The organism is Actinoplanes cyaneus (assembly GCF_016862095.1).
GTDB lineage: Bacteria > Actinomycetota > Actinomycetes > Mycobacteriales > Micromonosporaceae > Actinoplanes > Actinoplanes cyaneus.
Genome location: NZ_BOMH01000088.1, coordinates 1 through 16,757, shown reverse-complemented (window position 1 = coordinate 16,757; position 16,757 = coordinate 1). Strand labels below are relative to the sequence as shown.

Sequence of the window (16,757 nt, the reverse complement as noted above, 5' to 3'; positions counted from 1 at the left end):
CCGGTTGGCGACCACTCCGGTGACGGTGCTTTTCTGCCGGCAGGCATCGTCACCGGAGTCGTTCGGTCAGGAAGTCGATGATCTCGGTGCGCGCGGTGCGGGCTCGCGGGACGAGGTGGGGCAGGCTGAGGAAGGCATGCGGGGCGCCGGGATGCTCGGTGACGGTCACCGCGACGCCCGCCCCGCGAAGCCGTTCGGCGTAGGCGCGTCCCTGATCGGCGACCGGGTCCGCGGTGGGCACTACCACGAGCGCCGGCGCGAGGCCGGCCAGCTCGTCGACGTACAGCGGCGAAATCTTCTTCTGGTCGGCGACCGCCATCCGCCGGAAAAACATCATCTGCGGCACGGTGAGCATCGCGCTGTCGGCATGTTCCTTCATGGACGGGTAGTCGACGGCGGTTTCCGTGAGGTCCACGCACGGGTTGACCAGCACCTGCGCGCGCAATCGTAAGCCGACATCGCGTGCCCGGATCGCGGCCATCGCGGCGATCAGCCCGCCGGCGCTCTCCCCGAAGACCGCGACCCGTTCCGGGTCGGTTCCCCATTCCGCGGTACGGCGCAGCACCTCCCACCCGTCGTCGACCGCGGCGGACAGCGGCATCGCGGGGCCGACCAGACGGTGTTCGACTGACACGACGACGGCGGGAACCCGGGCGGCGACGTGGCTGCTGATCCAGTCGCACTGCACGGCTGTGCCGACAAAGCCGCCACCATGGACGTGCACGACGAGCGGAAGGTCACCGGTCGCCGCCGCGGGCCGGTACATCCGGACCGGCACCGATCGCCCCGGCAGTGTGACCTGCGTCCAGCCGATCGTGACGCCGCGGGCCGGGAATCCGCTGATCAGCCGCGCCATCGGCGCGGACCGGCGCCGGTTCTCCGCCTGCTGGAAAGCGCTCAGCCCGGCATCGGACATCGCCGACCAGTCAGGCTCGCTCCGCAGGGCTCGCAGCAGTCGCACGCTCATGGACCCTCCCCGATCGATTTACGCTACTTCAAGTATCGATACTACAAGTAGCATAACTGGGTAGGGTGTGGCCATGCCCCGAACGCCCGGCCGCCCCCGCTCCGGAATCGACGACACGGTTTTCGCCGCCACCCTGGCCACCGTCAACTCGCTCGGCTATGCGCGTGCCACGGTGGATCGCATCGCCGCCGAGGCGGGCATCGCGAAGACGACGATCTACCGGCGCTGGCCCACCAAGGGCGCCCTGATCACGGCCTGCCTGGTCGACGCGTTCGGCCCGGCGCCGCTGACCGGCACGGACCGTTCGCAGATCCTGGCCGCCGGCATCCGCTGGATCGCCGCAAAGATCGGCGAGCCGGGCATCGGCGCCGCGTTCGCCGGCGTCTTCACCGACGCGGTCAACGATCCGGAGCTACGCCAGATCCTGTCGGCGCAGCTCCAGGACCCCTATCGGCTGGCACTGCAGGAAGTTCTGAACGAACCCGAGCAGCGGGTGCTCTTCTACATCGACGTGGTGGTCGGCACTCTCCTGCACCGCCTGGGGATGACCGGCCGGCCGATGGTCGACGCCGACGTGGAGGCACTGGTCAGCATGGTGACCACGGCCCTGAACCCACCCTTGAGCCCGGGTGGCCCGCCGGCTTGAGGCCAGCGCCCCGGTCACCCTGACCCGGGCGCCACGGCGGGAGCCCGGACAGCCCGCCGGTGACGGTTATCGGCGCCAGGTGTGCTGCGGCTGGTAGCCCAGCAGGCGCCGCGCCTTCTCGATGGACAGCAGGGTCTCGTGCTCGCCCAGCTCACGGGTGACCGGAATGTCCGGGAAGTACTCCGCGGCCAGATCGGCGGTGCGACGGCTCATCACCGTGTCCGCGTTGGCGATCACGAAGATCTCGACGCCCGGGCGGTCGTAGCCCAGGGCGAGCCGGACCGCCTGCGCGCCGTCACGGCCGTCGATGTAGCCCCACAGGTTCCAGATCCGCTGGCGCGGATCGGCGTCAAAGGACGGGAAAGCCTCGTAGTCGGCCGGCTCCATCACGTTGGAGAACCTCAACCCGACCATGGTCAGCGACGGATTCCACCGGCAGAACTGGGCGGCCATCTGCTCGTCGAGGTGCTTGGCGAGGGAGTACGACGTCTCCGGCCGCGCCGCATACTCCTCGTCGACCGGCAGGTACGGCGGCGGCGTGTCGAACGGCAGCCCGAGCAGCGTCTCGCTCGACGCCCACACCACCCGCTCGATGCCGGCCGCCCGCGCCGCGGCGAACACGTTGTAGCTGGCGGTGATGTTGTTGGCGAAGGTCGCCGCGTTCGGCACGACGCCCGGGCCGGGGATCGCGGCCAGATGCACCACGGCGTCGATGCCGGTGTAACGGCTGTCGATCGCGGTCAGCGCTTCCACGACCTGGCCATAATCGGTCAGGTCCACCCGCAGGAACGGGCACTCCGGCTCACGCGGCGCGACCAGGTCGAGGTTCACCACCTCGTACCCGTGGTCGGAAAGGTCCTTCACGACGAAACGGCCGAGCTTGCCGCTGCCGCCGGTCACCGCGATGCGCGCCATGTCACGTCCCCACGTTCATGATCGGAACCTCAGGTTACGCCAGACCTGCCGGCGCGCGCGGCAGCGGAACCGCGACCCGCCAACGGCAGGCGGCCGGGACGCGCGGCACCGGCCGGCACCAGCAACCATGGCGGACCGATCGGCTAACGCGATCCGCGGTGTCCGCGCCACCACCGGCCGCCCACCTGCCGGCCTGCCGCCTCCGACACTTCCGCGCTCCTACGGGGTCATGCATGATGCGCGCATGACCGTCGACATCCCCCGGCTCCATCGTGCTTTCGAGGAGGCCGAGTCCAGCGGTGACACCAGCTCACTGGACGAGCTGCTGGCCGACGACTTCCGCTCCATCGGGGAGCAGGGTCACGTGTTGGACAAGACGCAGTGGCTCGGCAAGTTCGCCGAGTTCTCCTACGCGAGCCTGGAGAGCAGCGACGTCGAGATCGCTTTCTACGGTCACACCGCCATCGTCCGATGCGTGCAGCACAGCCGGTCGACCTGGCGAGGGCAGCACATGGCCCTGACGACCCGGGTCAGCCAGACCTGGGTGCGGCTGCCCGAGGGATGGCGGCTGGCCGGCCTGCAGTTCAGCTCCCTCGGCGGCACCTGACCTTGTCGTTCGGCCGGCACCGTGGTTCGGGCGTCGCCACGGCTCAGCCCTCGACGTCAGTGCGGGGCGACTCTGGTGGCGTGCCGGTGATCGAGCCGATGCGGGTGACGGCGAGCCCCGGCCACGCGTTGTCCGCGGCAGACGAGTGCGGCCGGCACCGGGCGCGCGGACGAGTCATGGCACGGTCGAAGGCTCCGGCGGTTCTTCGTACTCTCCCAGGGCGTACCGCAACCGGTGGTTGAGGTCCGAGATCGACTGACGCAGCTCTCGCTCGGTACCCGCCGGCTCCAGCAGTCCTGCTCGCTCCAGCCGGTCGCGAATGCGGCTCGACAGATGCGGAGGAACGCCTTCTGTCATGAGTTCGCCTTCGAGAAGAGCGAGAAGCCCGATCAGTCCTGCCAGATCGCGCGCACGGCATTTCCGAGGGGCTGAGGTGTCCGGGCCGTACGAGCTCATGACTGCCACCCTACGCAGGAGCTTTCCACCTGCCGTGCCTGCTTCACACGATCAGGGACCCGGCCGGGGCGGGTCGCAACCGTCCGGCGTCCTGGCTCGGGGAAACCCCGAATCGGCGGCGGTACTCGCGGCTGAACTGCGACGGGCTGTCGTAACCGACCGTGCGGCTGATCCCGCCGATGTCGCCGGGCCGGGTGGCCAGCATCAGCCGCGCCTGCTGCAGCCGGATCTGCTTCTGGAACTGGATCGGGCTGCTCGCCGTGACCGCTTGGAAGTTGCGATGGAACGCCGACACGCTCACCCCGCACAGCCGGGCCAGATGCTCCACCTGGAACGCCTGGGCGTAGTGGTCGCGGATCCACTGCACGGCCCGCGCCACCCGCGTGAGGCTGCTGTCGGCCAGGCCCAGCTGACGTACGGCGCAGCCCTGCTCACCGGTCAGCACCCGCCACAGGATCTCCCGTTTGATCAGCGGCGCCAGCGCGCTGACGTCGCGCGGCCGCTCGATCAGCCGCAGCAAACGCACCACCGCGTCGAGCAGCTCGGCCGGCGCGTCGCTGACCGCCAGACCGGACGGCGCGGCCCCGCTCGCGGCCGGCAGATCGCCGGGCGCCGCCTGCATCAGCAGCTCGGCGATCGCCGCGGGGCGCAGCAGCAACCCGAAGCCGAGCGCCGGCTCGTCCCGGCTGGCCCGCGTGAACTCTCCCGTGATCGGCAGATCGACCGACGCGATCAGGTACTGCCCGGCGCCGTATTCGTAGACCCGGTCGCCGAGGGCGATCCGCTTGGCGCCCTGCGCGACGACCGCCAGCACGGCTCCCGACATCGACGGGGACGGCGGCGTGGTGCGGTCGACCCGCGAGATCAGCACGTCCTCGATCGGGGTGTTCAGATCGGGCCGGGCATGACGAACGAGCAGTGCTCGCAGCTCCTCCATCAAGCGATCCTCGTCGTAGAAGCAGAATCGGGCAAGAAGCGAACAGGATCGCCATAACGTTTCGCCTGCTCAGGCCTCGATGCTTGGTCCATCGCCGAACAACGGCGAGTCAGCTGACAGGAGAATCGCATGAGCGTCCATCATGGCTTCCGTGCCACCATGACCGCCCGGCCCGGCCGCGGCGACGAGGTGATCGCCCTGCTGCTCGGCGCGCCCTCGCTGCCCCACCCCGACTGCGTCGTGTTCCTGGTCGGCCGCTCGGCCGGCGACCCCGACGTCATCCACGTCACCGAAGGCTGGACGACCGCCGAGGCCCACTCCGCGTTCTTCGCCACCGAACCCGCCCAGACCCTGGTCGCCGAGCTGCAGAAGCTGATCACCGGCGACTCGCAGTACACCGACGAGGTCCCCGTCGGCGGAAAGGCGTTCGTGCGATGAACCTCGACCCCGAACTGAGCGCCCTGCTCGCCGGTATGCCGGCCATGCCCCCGCTGACCACCGAAACCCTCGGCCTGATCCGCCCGTACGCCGTCGCACCCGCGCCGGAGGGCAACCGCGAGGAACTCATCGTCGGCGGTTCGATCCCGTTGACCGTCCTGCGACCCGAAGGCGTCCGCCCGGCGCAGGCCCCGTGCGTCTACTGGATCCACGGCGGTGGCATGACCATGGGCAACCGGTACTCGCAGATCGACATCCCCCTCGAATGGCGCGACCGCTTCGGCGCGGTCGTGGTCTCGGTCGACTACCGGCTCGCTCCTGAGGCCCGGGGCACCACAGCGGTCGACGACTGCTACACCGCCCTGCTGTGGATCGCCGAGCACGCCACCGAGCTCGGGATCGACCCGGCCAGGATCATCGTCGCCGGCGCCAGCGCGGGCGGCGGCCTGGCTGCCGGCGTCACCCTGATGGCCCGCGACCGCGGCACGGTCCCGATCGCGGCCCAGGTGCTGATCGGCGCGATGCTCGACCATCGCAACAGCACCACGTCGAGCCGCCAGTTCACCGGCCAGGGCGTGTGGACCCGCGAGATGAACGCGTTCGCCTGGCGGTGCCTGCTGAGCGACCTCGACGGCGAGGTCTCCCCGTACGTGTCCCCGGCGCTCGCACCCGACCTGTCCGCACTGCCGCCGACCTACATCGACGCCGGCTCGGAAGAGGTCTTCCGCGACGAGGACGTCGACTACGCCACCCGCATCTGGGCCGCCGGCGGCCGCGCCGACCTGCACCTGTGGGCGGGCGGTTTCCACGGCTTCGACGCCCTGTTCCCGGCAGCCGCCCTCTCGGTCGCCGCACGAGCCACCCGTACGGGATGGCTGGCCCGGCTCCTGGAGACGGAAGCCGCCTAGGGTGTTTCGGATCGAGGGAGGTTCGCGGTTGTCGTACCTCCCGGCCGGTACGTGGCGGCCGGGAGGTGGTGTTTCGCAAGGCGGCCGAGGCGAGGTCCAGATTGTGGCTGTCAGCGGCCACGAAACACCGCCTAAGCGAGGTCGGTCAGGGCGGCGTCCGGGTGCGGCGGCGTGTGCACGCGCAGCGCGATCGCCGCGGCGACCAGGCACGACGCGGCGCCCACCCACAGCGCCGCCCGCGGGCCGCCGGCCGCGACGATCCAGCCGGTCAGAATGCTGCCGATCGGGGTGGTACCGATGTAGACCAGCACCCAGATGGCCACGATGCGGCCCCGGAACGCGGGCGACGCGTGCAGTTGCAGCGTGGTCGAGCACAACGTCACGAAGCAGAACGCGGCGACCCCGGTGACCAGCAGCGCCGCCGCGGCCGTGGCGACACCCGGCGCCAGAGCGGTCAGGGCCAGGCCGGCACCGAAGGCGGCGGCCGCCGCAGCGAGGTACGGCCGGCGCGGGTGGCGGATCAGCCCGACCGCCAGCGACCCCGCCACTGAGCCGATGCTGAGCATGGTCGACAACAGGCTGTACGTGCCGCCGCCACCGTGCAACGTATCGCTCGCCAGCACCGGCAGCAGGACCGAGAAGTTGAACGCCAGGAGCCCGACCAGGGCCATCATGGTCAGCGGCAGCCAGAGTTGCTGGCGCCCGCGGGCGTACTGCAGCGCGGCCACCACGCCGGAGGCGGCGGCCGGGCGGCGCCCGGAGCTGATCGGGCGCACGAAGATCAGCGCCACGATCACCGCCAGGTAGGAGACGGCGTTCACGGCGAAGCACGGAGTGGTCCCAGCCGTGACGATCAGCGCGCCCGCCAGCGCCGGCCCGACCACCCGGGCGCCGTTCATGACGACGCCGTTGAGGCTGATGGCGCTGGCCAGGTCGTCCGGCGGGACCAGCGCGCTGACGAAGGCCTGCCGGGCCGGCGAGTCGGCGATCGACACCACGCCGGCGGCGACGTTGATCGCCATGATCGCGGGCACCGACGCGTGGCCGGCCGCCGCCAGCGCCCACAGCAGACCGGCCAGCGCGGCGGACAGCGTCTGGGTGATCAGCAGCAGCCGGCGCAGATCCATCCGGTCGGCGATCGCGCCTCCCCACGGCCCGAACAGCAGCGACGGGATGCCGCCGACCGCCAGGACCAGGCCCAGCGAGCCGGCCGAATGGGTCAGTTGCAGCACGAGCCAGCCGATCGCGGTCTGCTGCAGGAACGTCCCGCTGGCCGAGGCCACCTGCCCCGCGAAGTAGAGCCGGAAGGGCCGCGAGCGCAGCGCCCGGAACGTGCCGCGGTGCGCCGCCACGACCTGCGGACGCGTCGACGATGCGTCGTGCGCCAGGCCGGCCTCCGGGGCCGGCCCGGTCGCGCTCAGTGAGGGCATGGTGATCCCTTTCGGTCGGCGGGCGGTAGGCCCGCGGCAGTCATCTGACGGACGACGGACCGGCGGCGCGCGAGCAGGCTGCGGCCATGGCGACTTTCGATCCCGGGGCGCACACCGTCGTCCCCGCCCGCACGTTCGAGGACCTGAGCCTCGGCGAGGTGTTCAACGCGCCGAGCCGGACCGTGACTGACGCGCACGCCGCGGCGTTCCAGACGGTGTCGGCCGACAACCATCCGATCCACTACGACACCGTCTATGCGCGAGCGCACGGCCACCCCGCGCCGGTGGTGCACGGTCTGCAGGTGCTCGCGTTCACCGCACCGGGGGCGACCCTGTTCCCGCAGTACATCGGGGACGTCTTCGTGGCGTTCTCCGGGCTGATGGCAGAGTTCCATCAGGAGGTCCACGCCGGCGACACGCTGTATCCGAGCCTGACGATCATCGGCCTGGAGCCGGGCGAGGAGACGGGCGTCGTCACCACCCGCGCGACAGTTCACAACCAGCGCGGCGAGCTGGTGCTGTCCGGCGAGCACCGCTATCTCCTGCGGCTCACGAAGTGACGAGGGTGCGCGGGCGGCCGTGACCGCCCGCGCACCACCCTCCGGATCGGCACCCCGCCGGAGACGTCGAGCCCTTCGACTGTGGCGGCCGACAGCGGCGCGTCGCCGGCGATCCTGTGTCCGTGCTCGATACTCGGGCCGGACAGGCAGGGCGGGGTGGCGGTGTCCTTCGCGAACTGCGCCGCAGCCGGTTCCCGCACCGGTTCGGGGTAACTCATGGTCAGCTTCTCTCGCCGGTCGAAACGTCCGCAGCCCATGCTGTCGGCCGCGCCGCCCGGCAGAGTCCGTCAACCGACTGCTGCCGACGTGTGATCACTGACCCCAGCCGGCCGCGGTCACCTCCTGACGGACCACCGACCGCCCGGAAGAGCGATCACAGATCCGCCGTGATCGACGCGCGCAGCCGGCTGATCGCCTCGGCGCGCACGCCGACCGACGCCGGTGAGCCGGTCGGGGCGGCGGCACGCAGCGGCACCTGCCGCGGCAGACGCGCCGCCGCCGCCCGGATCTCGCCGATCAGGAAGGGGCCCCAGGAGCCGCCGACGACGATGTCCTCCGGATCCGCCAGAGCGATCACGGCGGCGATCACCCCGCCGACCGCGGTGGCGATCGTCTCCCGTACGGCGGTGGAGCTTTCCTTCAGACGGGGGACGTCGATGGCGGTCGTGCCGGGTTTGCGCAGTCCGAGTTCGCCGAAGAGATCGATGAACGCGATGGCGCGGCCCTGCGGCCCCACGGTGAGCAGGTGCGAGATCTCCCCGGTCAGCCCGCTGGAGCCGCGCCGGATCCCGCCGTCGTCGACGATGGCCGCGCCGAGCCCCTCCCCCAGGTACAGGTACGCGAAGTCGCGTCGCCCCTGGGCCGCGGCCGCCCAGTTCACGTCGTTGTCGACGATGACCGGCCCGTCGACGTACGCGCAGATGATCGCCACCGGGTCCAGCTCGCCGACCAGGAACGGCGAGTCCGGCAGCTGGACGAGCCGGCCGGTCACCCGGTCGACCGGGTCGGCGGCGCTGACCACCGCCAGGCGGATCGGCTGCGGCGTCAGGTCGCGCACCTCGCTCACCGCCTCCGCGAGCGCGGCGCCGACCCGGCTCGGCTCGGGGTGCCGGGTGGCGGACGCGATGCCGTCGCCGTACACGTCGAGGCATTCCGCGACGATGCCTTCCGGGCCGATGGTGACGGCGAGCGCGCCACCGATCGCCGGCGCGAGCGCGTAGTAGGACCCGACCCGTCCGCGGCCGCGCCCGCCCGGGGTGCGTTCACCGGTGTCGGCCACCAGGCCGCGCTCGGTCAGCCGGCGCACGCTCTCCCCCGCTGTGGGTTTCGAGATGCCGATCTCCGCGGCCAGTTCCGCCCTGGTCAGGCGCCGATGGTCGATCAGCGCGCGAATCACCCGCTCGTCGGTGAGCGCACGGACCAGGTCCTGCGACGGCGCCCGCGCCGAGTCGGGTGACGCCGCACCGGCTGGATCCGGTGACGACGGGACCGCGGGATCGCCCGGGGTCGGGCTGACCGGGGCGGGCTGCGACCGCTCGAAGTTCACGTGCCGATTCTAGTCAGGGCCCTTGCCTTGGAAACGGCCGCGACCCTATCGTCGTACAAGTAAAGGCGTTTGACTTGAAAGGACCGCCATGGAGCTCCCGCACTGGGAAGAGACGCCCGCCGATCTGCGAGCCGCCACCCGCGAGGTCAAGGCCGCGCTCCGGGCCAGGATCGCCGCCTCCGGCCGTACCGTGGAGGAGGTTTTCGCCGTCGTCGAGCAGCGTGTGCAGTCCGCGGTCGACGACATCGTCGCGGCCCGCCGCCGGGGCGAGGCGATCTGGCCGGTGATCGACTATGCCGACATCGCGGCCGGGAAGGTCTCCGCCGAGCAGCGGGCCCTGCTGCGACGCCGTGGCTGCCTGATCGTTCGCGGTCACTTCGAGCGCGAGCAGGCGCTGCAATGGGACGCCGGCATCGTCGACTACGTGGAGAGCAACCGGTTCTTCGAGAACTACCGCGGCCCCGGCGACGACTTCTTCGGCAGCGTCGGCTCCAAACCGGAGATCTACCCGATCTACTGGTCGCCGCCGCAGATGCAGGCCCGGCAGAGCGAACGCATGGCGGCCGTGCAGGCCTTCCTCAACTCGCAGTGGAAGCACGAGTCCGAAGGTGTTCAGTGGTTCGATCCGAACCGGGACTCCCTCTACCCGGACCGGATCCGCCGCCGGCCGGAGGGCGCCGACTCGGCGGGCCTGGGCACGCACCTCGATCCGGGCACCCTCGACCTGTGGATGACCAGGTCGTACCAGCAGGCGTTCCGCCACCTCTTCGACGGCAGCCCCGAGCAGTACGACCCGTGGGACGCCGCTCACCGCACGGCCGGCCCGCAGTACCCGGGATCAACCATGTGCTCGGCGTTCCGCACCTTCCAGGGCTGGACCGCGCTGTCCGACATGGATCACGACCAGGGTGTGCTGCATACCGTGCCTGTCCCGGAGGCGATGGCGTACCTGATGCTGCGCCCGCTGCTGCCCGACGTGCCGGACGACGACATGTGCGGGGTGACCGTGAACCAGGTCTTTCCCGCCGGTCACAAGTGGCACGCCCCGCTGATGGAGGCGCTCTCCGGCATCCCCGACGTCAAGGCCGGCGACTCCGTCTGGTGGCACTGCGACATGATCCACAGCGTGGCGCCGGTCGAGGCGCAGAAGGGCTGGGGAAACGTCATGTACATCCCGGCGGCGCCCTGGTGCCCGCGCAACGAGCGGTACGCGGACTCCGTGCGGAAAGCGTTCCTGTCCGGGGAGAGCCCGAGTGACTTCCCGGCGGAGCACTACGAGCGGGACTGGCCGAATCGGTTCCGCCCCGAGGACCTGAACGACATCGGTCGCCGCGGCCTGGGCCTGGAGTAAGAACGGCCGCCGGCACCGGTCGCACCGGCGGAACCGCTGCACCGCCGACACCGCCGGCACCGGCCGGAACGAATCCCGCGGTCCGCGAAGGAAACAAACCTACGACCGTCCGACCAGCTCACCCACCTCGGTACGGGAGGAAACACCGAGCTTGCGCAGGATGTTGGAAACATGCACCGCGGCCGTCTTCGGCGAGATGTAGAGCCGCCGCGCCAGCTCGGTGTTGGTCAACCCGTCGCTGATCAGCACCGCCACCTCGCGCTCGCGGGGCGTGAGTGCGGCCGGCCCGGTGACCGCCGGCGCCGCGTCGGCCGGAGCCATGCCGAGCCGCGCCCGGATCCGGTCGAGCTCGGCGACCCGCCAGCCGCCCCACTCGCCGAGCAGGGACGCGGCCAGCTCCACCTGCACGGTCGCCTCCGCTCGCCGGTCCGCGGCGAGCAGGCAGCGGGCCGCACCGACCCGCACGGTGCCGCGGATCGCCGGCCAGAGGATGTGCGAGTCGACGATGGACAGGTACGCGGTGAGCGCCGCGGCATGGCGCCCGTGGGCCTCCGCGAGTTGCGCGTCGACGAGTGTCCGGTAGGCGTCCCAGACGTCGTCCTCGTTGAGCAGCTCCGCGGCCAGCGCGTCGAGCCGCGGCCCCGGCAGCCCGATCTCCAGCGCGGCGGAGATCAGGTCATGGGCCTGCTGACCGCTGCGCCACGGCTGGAAGGCCAGCGCCGTGACCAGCTCGTTCAGGGTCTTCTCGGCGCGGGCCAGGTTGCCTTGGCGGCACGCGAGGTGGAACGCGAGGCCGGGAATCACCGTCGGCGGGTTGTCCGGCACGGTCGCCAGGTCCGCGATGATCTCGTCGACCCGGTCCAGCTCGCCGGCCTCCAGGCACAACCCGGCGAGGAACACCCCGTGGTAGTCGGCCCAGCGTCCCCGCCGCCGGTAGCCACGATCCTGCTCGCGCCCCTCCTCCAGGGCGGCGATCGCGGCCTGCAGCTCACCGGCCCGCAGGGCGAGCCGGGCGCGGCCCTGGAAGTACGAGGCCACCGCCAGTGACTCGAACCCGGCCCGCTCCGCGTCGACCCGCATCCGCTCCAGGGTCTCGGCGTATTCGGCCGGCGAGGTGGGTGGCACCCCGTTCACCAGCCGGTTGAGGGCCCGCGCCGCCAGCACCCACTCCTCGGCCGCCTCGGCCTCATCCACCAGGTCGGAGAGAAGTTTCTGCCCTTCGGCGGCGGTGGTGGGGCGCTCGCTGAGGATGCAACCTTTCTCCAGGAGCGCGGCGAGGCGTACCGCAGGCATGTCGATCTCTTGCGCCAGTGCCAGCGCCCGGTCGGCCCAGACCAGCGCGGTGTCGAAGTCGTCGCGCAGGTATCCCGACTGGGCGATCGCGGTCATCGCCCGGGCCTGGCCGGCGCCCGGCGGCAACTGCTCGATGAGGGTCTCGATCTCGTGCGTCAGCGCGCTCATCTCGCCGGTCTCGCGGGATTCCCACGCGCAGCGGACCAGCAGATACAGCGACTCGGCCCGATCGGTCGCGTCGACCGCCAGGTCACGCCAGCGGCGCCCGTACCGCAGGGCGTCGTCGAGCAGCCCCGCGAGCCAGGCCGCCCGGGCGCCGGCGCCGAGCAGGCCGGTGTCGTCGGGCGCCTCCTCCAGACCCATCTCGGCCAGCTGCAACGCCTGGTAGGCGGAGCCGATCGACAGGTAGAGCGCGGCGCCGCTGCGGGCCGCGGCGATCAGGTCGTCGTAGCGCCCGGCGCCGCGCGCGTGGTGCGCCACCATCGCCGGATCGGACGCGCCGCCGTCGAGCAGCACGTCGAGCGCCGCCTCGTGCAGACGGCGGCGCTGCCGGCCGAGCATCTGCGCGGCGATCGCCTCGCGCACCAGCGCGTGCCGGAAGGCGAACTCGTCGTCACCGGACTCGACCAGCACCCCGCGCGTGACCAGGTCGCGCAGCACCGCGATCAGCTCGTCCTCGCCGGCGCCGGTCACCTCGGCGAGCAGGTCGAACGGGATGCGGTGCCCGAGCACCGTGGCCGCCTCCACGATCCGGTGGCTGACCGGGTCGAGGTCGTCGACCTGGCGGCGCAGCACGTCGGCGAGGCTCCACGGCAGCGGCTGATCGACCAGTTCCTCCAGATCGAAACCGGGCAGCGCGCGCAGCAACTCCTCGAGGAAGAACGGATTGCCGCCGGTGCGATGGTGCAGGGCGGTCGCGGCCCGCAACGGAGCCGGGGTCCCGGTCGCGGCCGCGAGCAGGGCCGCGGTCTGCGCCGGGGACAGACGATTCAGCCGTACGTGCGTGACCGCGTGCCGCCGTTCGAGCTGCGCCAGCAGCCCGGCGACGGGCCGGCGCCGGGTGACCTCGTCCGGCCGGTACGTCCCGATCAGCAGGCGTGGACCGTGCTGATCGGCGATGCGTTCGAACAGGGCGGCGCTCTCCGAGTCGGCCCAGTGCAGGTCCTCGAAGACAATGACCGCCGGCGCCTCGCCGATCAGTTCGTTCACGATGGTCAGGCCGGTGTGCAGCCGTTCGACCGGGCTGCGCCGGGGATCCGCCAGGGCGGCCAGCTGTTGCTCGTCGACGCCGGGACGGTTGTCGATGGCGTCCAGGAGCACCTCGTACGGCCGGGACAGCGACCCCGGCTCAGCCTGACCGACCAGCACCACCGTGCCGGCGGAAAGTTTCGCCACCAGCTCGTGCACCAGCCGGGTCTTGCCGATGCCGGGCTCCCCCGCGATGATCGCCACCGCCGGTTCCCGCGAGGCGGCGAGCCGCGCCAGCCGGCGCAACTCGCCGTCCCGCCCGATCATCACCGGACTGGCACTGCCGCGGACGGTTCGCACGTCGCCAGGGTACCGGTGGGCTGTCCGCGCACCGCCTCCCCTTTCCGTCCGCGGCGGGCCTGCCGGGCACGCCGGGCGCCGGCCAGCAGCCGCTCCCGCTGCGCCTCCGCGATCAGCTCCTGGTGGCGTTCATGGGCCAGGGTCAGCATCATGTCGGGGTGCATCAGCATCTCTTGTCTCCTCGTCGCTCGGTGATGTATCCATCCTCGATCGGCCGGGCGCGGGTCACATCGGACGCTGTTGCTTATCTTCGCTGCTCAGACCATGCCTAGATACGCCGTGGAAGGTCCTAGGCATACCTAGACGGCGACACTTTCCCGCACCGCGCGGGTACGCATCAGGGCCCAGATCACCAGGGTGGCGGCCATCGCGGTCAGGACCAGGCCGGCGATCGTGACCGCCTGCTCGAACTGCGCCGACTGGTGCGCGGTCCAGGACGGTGACGCGATGGCGCCGGTGAACGTCGCCGCCAGGATGGTGCCGGTCACCGCGATCCCGGCGCCGGAGGTGACTTCCGACGACGTGTCGACCAGCGCGGCGCCGATGGTGGTGCGGTTGCCCGGAAGGCCGCGCAACACGTTCACGGCGGCGACAGCACCGACCACGCGCATCCCGGCAGCGACGAGCACCAGCGCGAGTGCGACCCACACGTAACCGAAGCGGCTCAGTGTGCCGTAGACGGCGAGGCCGGTGACGACCGCTGCCGCGCTGAGCCAGGCGGCTCGGTCGAGGCCGGCCCGCCGCACGAACGGACTCACGAACGCGCCACCGGCGATCAGCACGACGACCTGCGGCAACAGTCCGACGGCGGCGCGGGCCGGCGACCAGCCCCAGTCGAGCTGCAGCTGCAAGGTCACCAGGTAGCCGAGACCGGAGATGGCCAGGCCCGCGGCGGCCTTGTACGCCAGGCCGGCGGCGACGAGGGGACGGGCGACCAGTCGCAGGTCGAGCAGCGGGTACTCGGCGATGCGTTGCCGCATGACGAAGAAAATCGCCGCCGCCACCGCCGCCGCGGCGGTTGTCCACGGCAGCCAGGAGCGGATGCCCTCGTTCAGGAACAGTGTCGGGGCGATCAGTGCGAGCACGATCGCCGCGGTTCCGAGGACAGCACCGAGCACGTCGACGGGGTCACGGTGCAGGCCGTCCGCGGCGTCCTCCTCGATGCCGGACCGGATGCAGATGATCGCCAGCACGGCGACGGGAACATTCACCAGCAGCAGGACCTGCCACGGCGCGATCGCCAGGACCAGCCCGCCCGTCGTCGGGCCGACCGCCAGCCCGACGAGGCCGATCGTCGAGATGAACGTCATCGCCCGCACCCGCAGGCCGTCGTCGTCGAAGAGCCGGAAGGCGAGGGCCGCCGAGCCCGGTGTGGTCATCGCGGCGGCGACGCCCATCAACGCGCGGACGGCGATGAGTTGCCCGGCGGTGGTGACGAAGGCGGTCGCCAGGCCGGCCAGGGCCAGTAGCGTCAGCCCGGCCAGCATGATCCGGCGGCGGCCGTAGCGGTCGGCGATCGCGCCGAAGACCAGCATCAGGCCGCCGAAGACGACCGAGTAGGCCCCGGTCACCCACTGCAGGGCGACGGTCGAGGCGTGCAGGTCGCGGCCGATGGTGGGCAGCGCGACGTTGAGGATCGAGTTGTCGAGCATCTCGAAGAGGAAGACAGCCGAGAGTCCGGCCAGGGCCACCCAGGCGGCCCGCAAAGACGTGGCGCTCATCGGCGCTCCTTGCACGAGGTCAGCAGAAACGAACACCGTTCTACTCCCGTACGACGTTCGCAGCAATACGAACGGCGTTCGCTATGAACTAGAACACTGTTCGCCAGATCGGCTAAGCTGCTCGCATGTCACCGACTCCGCAGGAGCGGCGTGCCGCCCGCCACCAGGCCGGCCCGGACAAGCCCGCGGTCCGGCGCGGCCCGTCCGGCGGCCGCAAGAAGCCGATCACCGTCGACGCGATCGTCAGCACCGCGTTCGCGATCATCGAGGCGGAGGGGTACGAAGCGCTGACCATGCGGCGCCTCGCCGTGGCGCTGGAGACCGGCCCGTCGTCGCTCTACGCGCACGTGGTCAACAAGGAAGATCTGGACGAGCTGCTCATCGGCCGCCTCTGCGCGGAGATCGAGCTGCCCGAGCCCGACCCGTCGCGGTGGCGTGAGCAGCTCGTGGGCGTCTGCACCCGGCTGCGCGATCAGTATCTGCGCTATCCGGGCATCTCCCGGGCCGCGCTCGCCGCTGCCCCGTCGAACCTCGACACGCTGCGGGTCAGCGAGGGCCTCCTTGCCATCGTGCTCGCCGGCGGCGTCGAGCCGCAGGTCGCGGCGTGGGCGGTGGACTCGCTGACGCTGTACGTCAACGCACACACCCTCGAGGTGTCGGTGGCCAACAGCCGGCTCCGCCGCGCCGATGACGGCTGGGTGGTCAGCCGCGACGACATGCTCCGCCGCTTCGCCGCACTGCCAGAAACCTTTCCCCACACCAGGCGGTACGCGGCACAGCTCACCGCCGGCACGACCGCCGACCGCTTCCACTTCACGATCAACCTGATGATCGACGGTCTGCCCCGCACCGGCCAGGCGACGTGACCGCGCCCGAAGCACCGTTCACCGGGGCATCCGTTCCCGGGTGATCCCGTGTGTTCGGCCGCAGGATTCACGGGCCGCCGGAACGCCCGGACTGTCCTGGATCCGTCAGCGGATCCGCCCGGAACGCCGACTTCGCCCCTCCCGGCCACGGAGTACGAGGGCGACGACCGCGCGGCGCGGGACCTGTTCCGGATCCTCGTCAATCTGGAGCGTTCCCGCTGCTGCGCCGAGCAGGCGGCGGAATTCTCCGCCGCGGACGCGCGCCGCTACCGGAGCGAGCTGCCGAATGACAGAAGCAGCTCGCCCCCTTCGCATAACGGCCGGCGCCGGTCCGTCACCGGGCCCATGGCTCCCCCGCTTCCGCGTAGCGACAGAGCCAGGCCGTCGCCGCGCGGGCCGTCGCCGCGCGGGCCGTCGCCGCGCGGGCCGTCGCCCGCTTCCGCGTAGCGACAGACCCACGCCGTCACGGAGCTGACCCGCAGGAGCAGCTCGCTCCTGATCGATCAGCGGCTAGCGGGCGCCGTATCTCCGGTTCGTCAGGCCGTTGAGCAGGGCGGCGAAGACAAGT

The 16,757-nt window shown here is 71.4% G+C and carries 16 protein-coding genes; 7 read left to right on the top strand and 9 right to left on the bottom strand.

All coding sequences use genetic code 11. The annotated features are described in order from the left end of the window. Nucleotides 1–49: 49 nt before the first annotated feature. Entirely contained in the window at nt 50–967 is a 918-nt protein-coding gene (locus Acy02nite_RS43650; protein ID WP_203755374.1) for an alpha/beta hydrolase fold domain-containing protein, read from the bottom strand. A gap of 73 nt (nt 968–1,040) precedes the next feature. Here Acy02nite_RS43650 and Acy02nite_RS43645 point away from each other — a divergent pair, with 73 nt between their 5' ends. Beyond that, the gene (locus tag Acy02nite_RS43645; RefSeq protein WP_203755372.1) at nt 1,041–1,613 is read left to right on the top strand and encodes a TetR/AcrR family transcriptional regulator; all 573 of its coding nucleotides are present in this window, start codon (nt 1,041–1,043) and stop codon (nt 1,611–1,613) included. Nucleotides 1,614–1,679: 66 nt separating this feature from the next. On the opposite strand, the gene Acy02nite_RS43640 is transcribed toward Acy02nite_RS43645, so the two are convergent. Beyond that, the gene (locus Acy02nite_RS43640; RefSeq protein WP_203755370.1) at nt 1,680–2,528 is read right to left on the bottom strand and encodes an NAD-dependent epimerase/dehydratase family protein; all 849 of its coding nucleotides are present in this window, start codon (nt 2,526–2,528) and stop codon (nt 1,680–1,682) included. A gap of 244 nt (nt 2,529–2,772) precedes the next feature. On the opposite strand from Acy02nite_RS43640, the gene Acy02nite_RS43635 reads away from it, so the two are divergent. Then, nucleotides 2,773–3,135: a nuclear transport factor 2 family protein gene (locus Acy02nite_RS43635; RefSeq protein WP_203755368.1), complete on the top strand. Its 363-nt coding sequence runs from the start codon at nt 2,773–2,775 to the stop codon at nt 3,133–3,135. 174 nt (nt 3,136–3,309) lie between these two features. On the opposite strand, the gene Acy02nite_RS43630 is transcribed toward Acy02nite_RS43635, so the two are convergent. Further along, entirely contained in the window at nt 3,310–3,591 is a 282-nt protein-coding gene (locus tag Acy02nite_RS43630) for a hypothetical protein (protein ID WP_203755366.1), read from the bottom strand. A gap of 43 nt (nt 3,592–3,634) precedes the next feature. Then, nucleotides 3,635–4,528: an AraC family transcriptional regulator gene (locus Acy02nite_RS43625; RefSeq protein WP_203755363.1), complete on the bottom strand. Its 894-nt coding sequence runs from the start codon at nt 4,526–4,528 to the stop codon at nt 3,635–3,637. Between the two features lie 129 nt (nt 4,529–4,657). Here Acy02nite_RS43625 and Acy02nite_RS43620 point away from each other — a divergent pair, with 129 nt between their 5' ends. After that, entirely contained in the window at nt 4,658–4,966 is a 309-nt protein-coding gene (locus tag Acy02nite_RS43620; RefSeq protein WP_203755360.1) for a putative quinol monooxygenase, read from the top strand. Next, a complete protein-coding gene (locus Acy02nite_RS43615) occupies nt 4,963–5,874 on the top strand; it encodes an alpha/beta hydrolase (protein WP_203755357.1) in 912 nt (303 codons plus the stop codon). Before Acy02nite_RS43620 ends, Acy02nite_RS43615 begins: the two co-directional genes overlap by 4 nt. A gap of 131 nt (nt 5,875–6,005) precedes the next feature. On the opposite strand, the gene Acy02nite_RS43610 is transcribed toward Acy02nite_RS43615, so the two are convergent. Then, a complete protein-coding gene (locus Acy02nite_RS43610) occupies nt 6,006–7,304 on the bottom strand; it encodes an MFS transporter (protein WP_203755354.1) in 1,299 nt (432 codons plus the stop codon). Between the two features lie 86 nt (nt 7,305–7,390). Here Acy02nite_RS43610 and Acy02nite_RS43605 point away from each other — a divergent pair, with 86 nt between their 5' ends. Further along, a complete protein-coding gene (locus Acy02nite_RS43605) occupies nt 7,391–7,864 on the top strand; it encodes a MaoC family dehydratase (RefSeq protein WP_203755352.1) in 474 nt (157 codons plus the stop codon). Nucleotides 7,865–8,237: 373 nt separating this feature from the next. Here the strand turns inward: Acy02nite_RS43605 and Acy02nite_RS43600 are convergent, their stop codons facing one another. Further along, nucleotides 8,238–9,410: an ROK family transcriptional regulator gene (locus Acy02nite_RS43600; RefSeq protein WP_203755348.1), complete on the bottom strand. Its 1,173-nt coding sequence runs from the start codon at nt 9,408–9,410 to the stop codon at nt 8,238–8,240. Between the two features lie 88 nt (nt 9,411–9,498). On the opposite strand from Acy02nite_RS43600, the gene Acy02nite_RS43595 reads away from it, so the two are divergent. Beyond that, nucleotides 9,499–10,761, top strand: a complete 1,263-nt coding sequence (locus Acy02nite_RS43595; RefSeq protein WP_203755345.1) for a DUF1479 domain-containing protein — start codon at nt 9,499–9,501, stop codon at nt 10,759–10,761. 99 nt (nt 10,762–10,860) lie between these two features. Here the strand turns inward: Acy02nite_RS43595 and Acy02nite_RS43590 are convergent, their stop codons facing one another. From Acy02nite_RS43590 to Acy02nite_RS43580, 3 genes are all read right to left on the bottom strand, one after another. Then, complete coding sequence (locus Acy02nite_RS43590) at nt 10,861–13,602, bottom strand: ATP-binding protein (protein ID WP_239175833.1); 2,742 nt, start codon at nt 13,600–13,602, stop codon at nt 10,861–10,863. Beyond that, nucleotides 13,569–13,772 carry a hypothetical protein gene (locus tag Acy02nite_RS43585; protein ID WP_203755342.1) on the bottom strand — a complete coding sequence of 68 codons (204 nt, stop codon included), beginning with the start codon at nt 13,770–13,772 and terminating at the stop codon, nt 13,569–13,571. Before Acy02nite_RS43585 ends, Acy02nite_RS43590 begins: the two co-directional genes overlap by 34 nt. 129 nt (nt 13,773–13,901) lie before the next feature. Further along, nucleotides 13,902–15,323 (bottom strand): MFS transporter, encoded by a 1,422-nt coding sequence (locus Acy02nite_RS43580; protein WP_203755339.1) that lies wholly within the window; start codon nt 15,321–15,323, stop codon nt 13,902–13,904. 125 nt (nt 15,324–15,448) lie between these two features. Here Acy02nite_RS43580 and Acy02nite_RS43575 point away from each other — a divergent pair, with 125 nt between their 5' ends. Next, the gene (locus tag Acy02nite_RS43575; protein ID WP_203755336.1) at nt 15,449–16,189 is read left to right on the top strand and encodes a TetR/AcrR family transcriptional regulator; all 741 of its coding nucleotides are present in this window, start codon (nt 15,449–15,451) and stop codon (nt 16,187–16,189) included. The last annotated feature ends 568 nt before the right edge of the window (nt 16,190–16,757 follow it).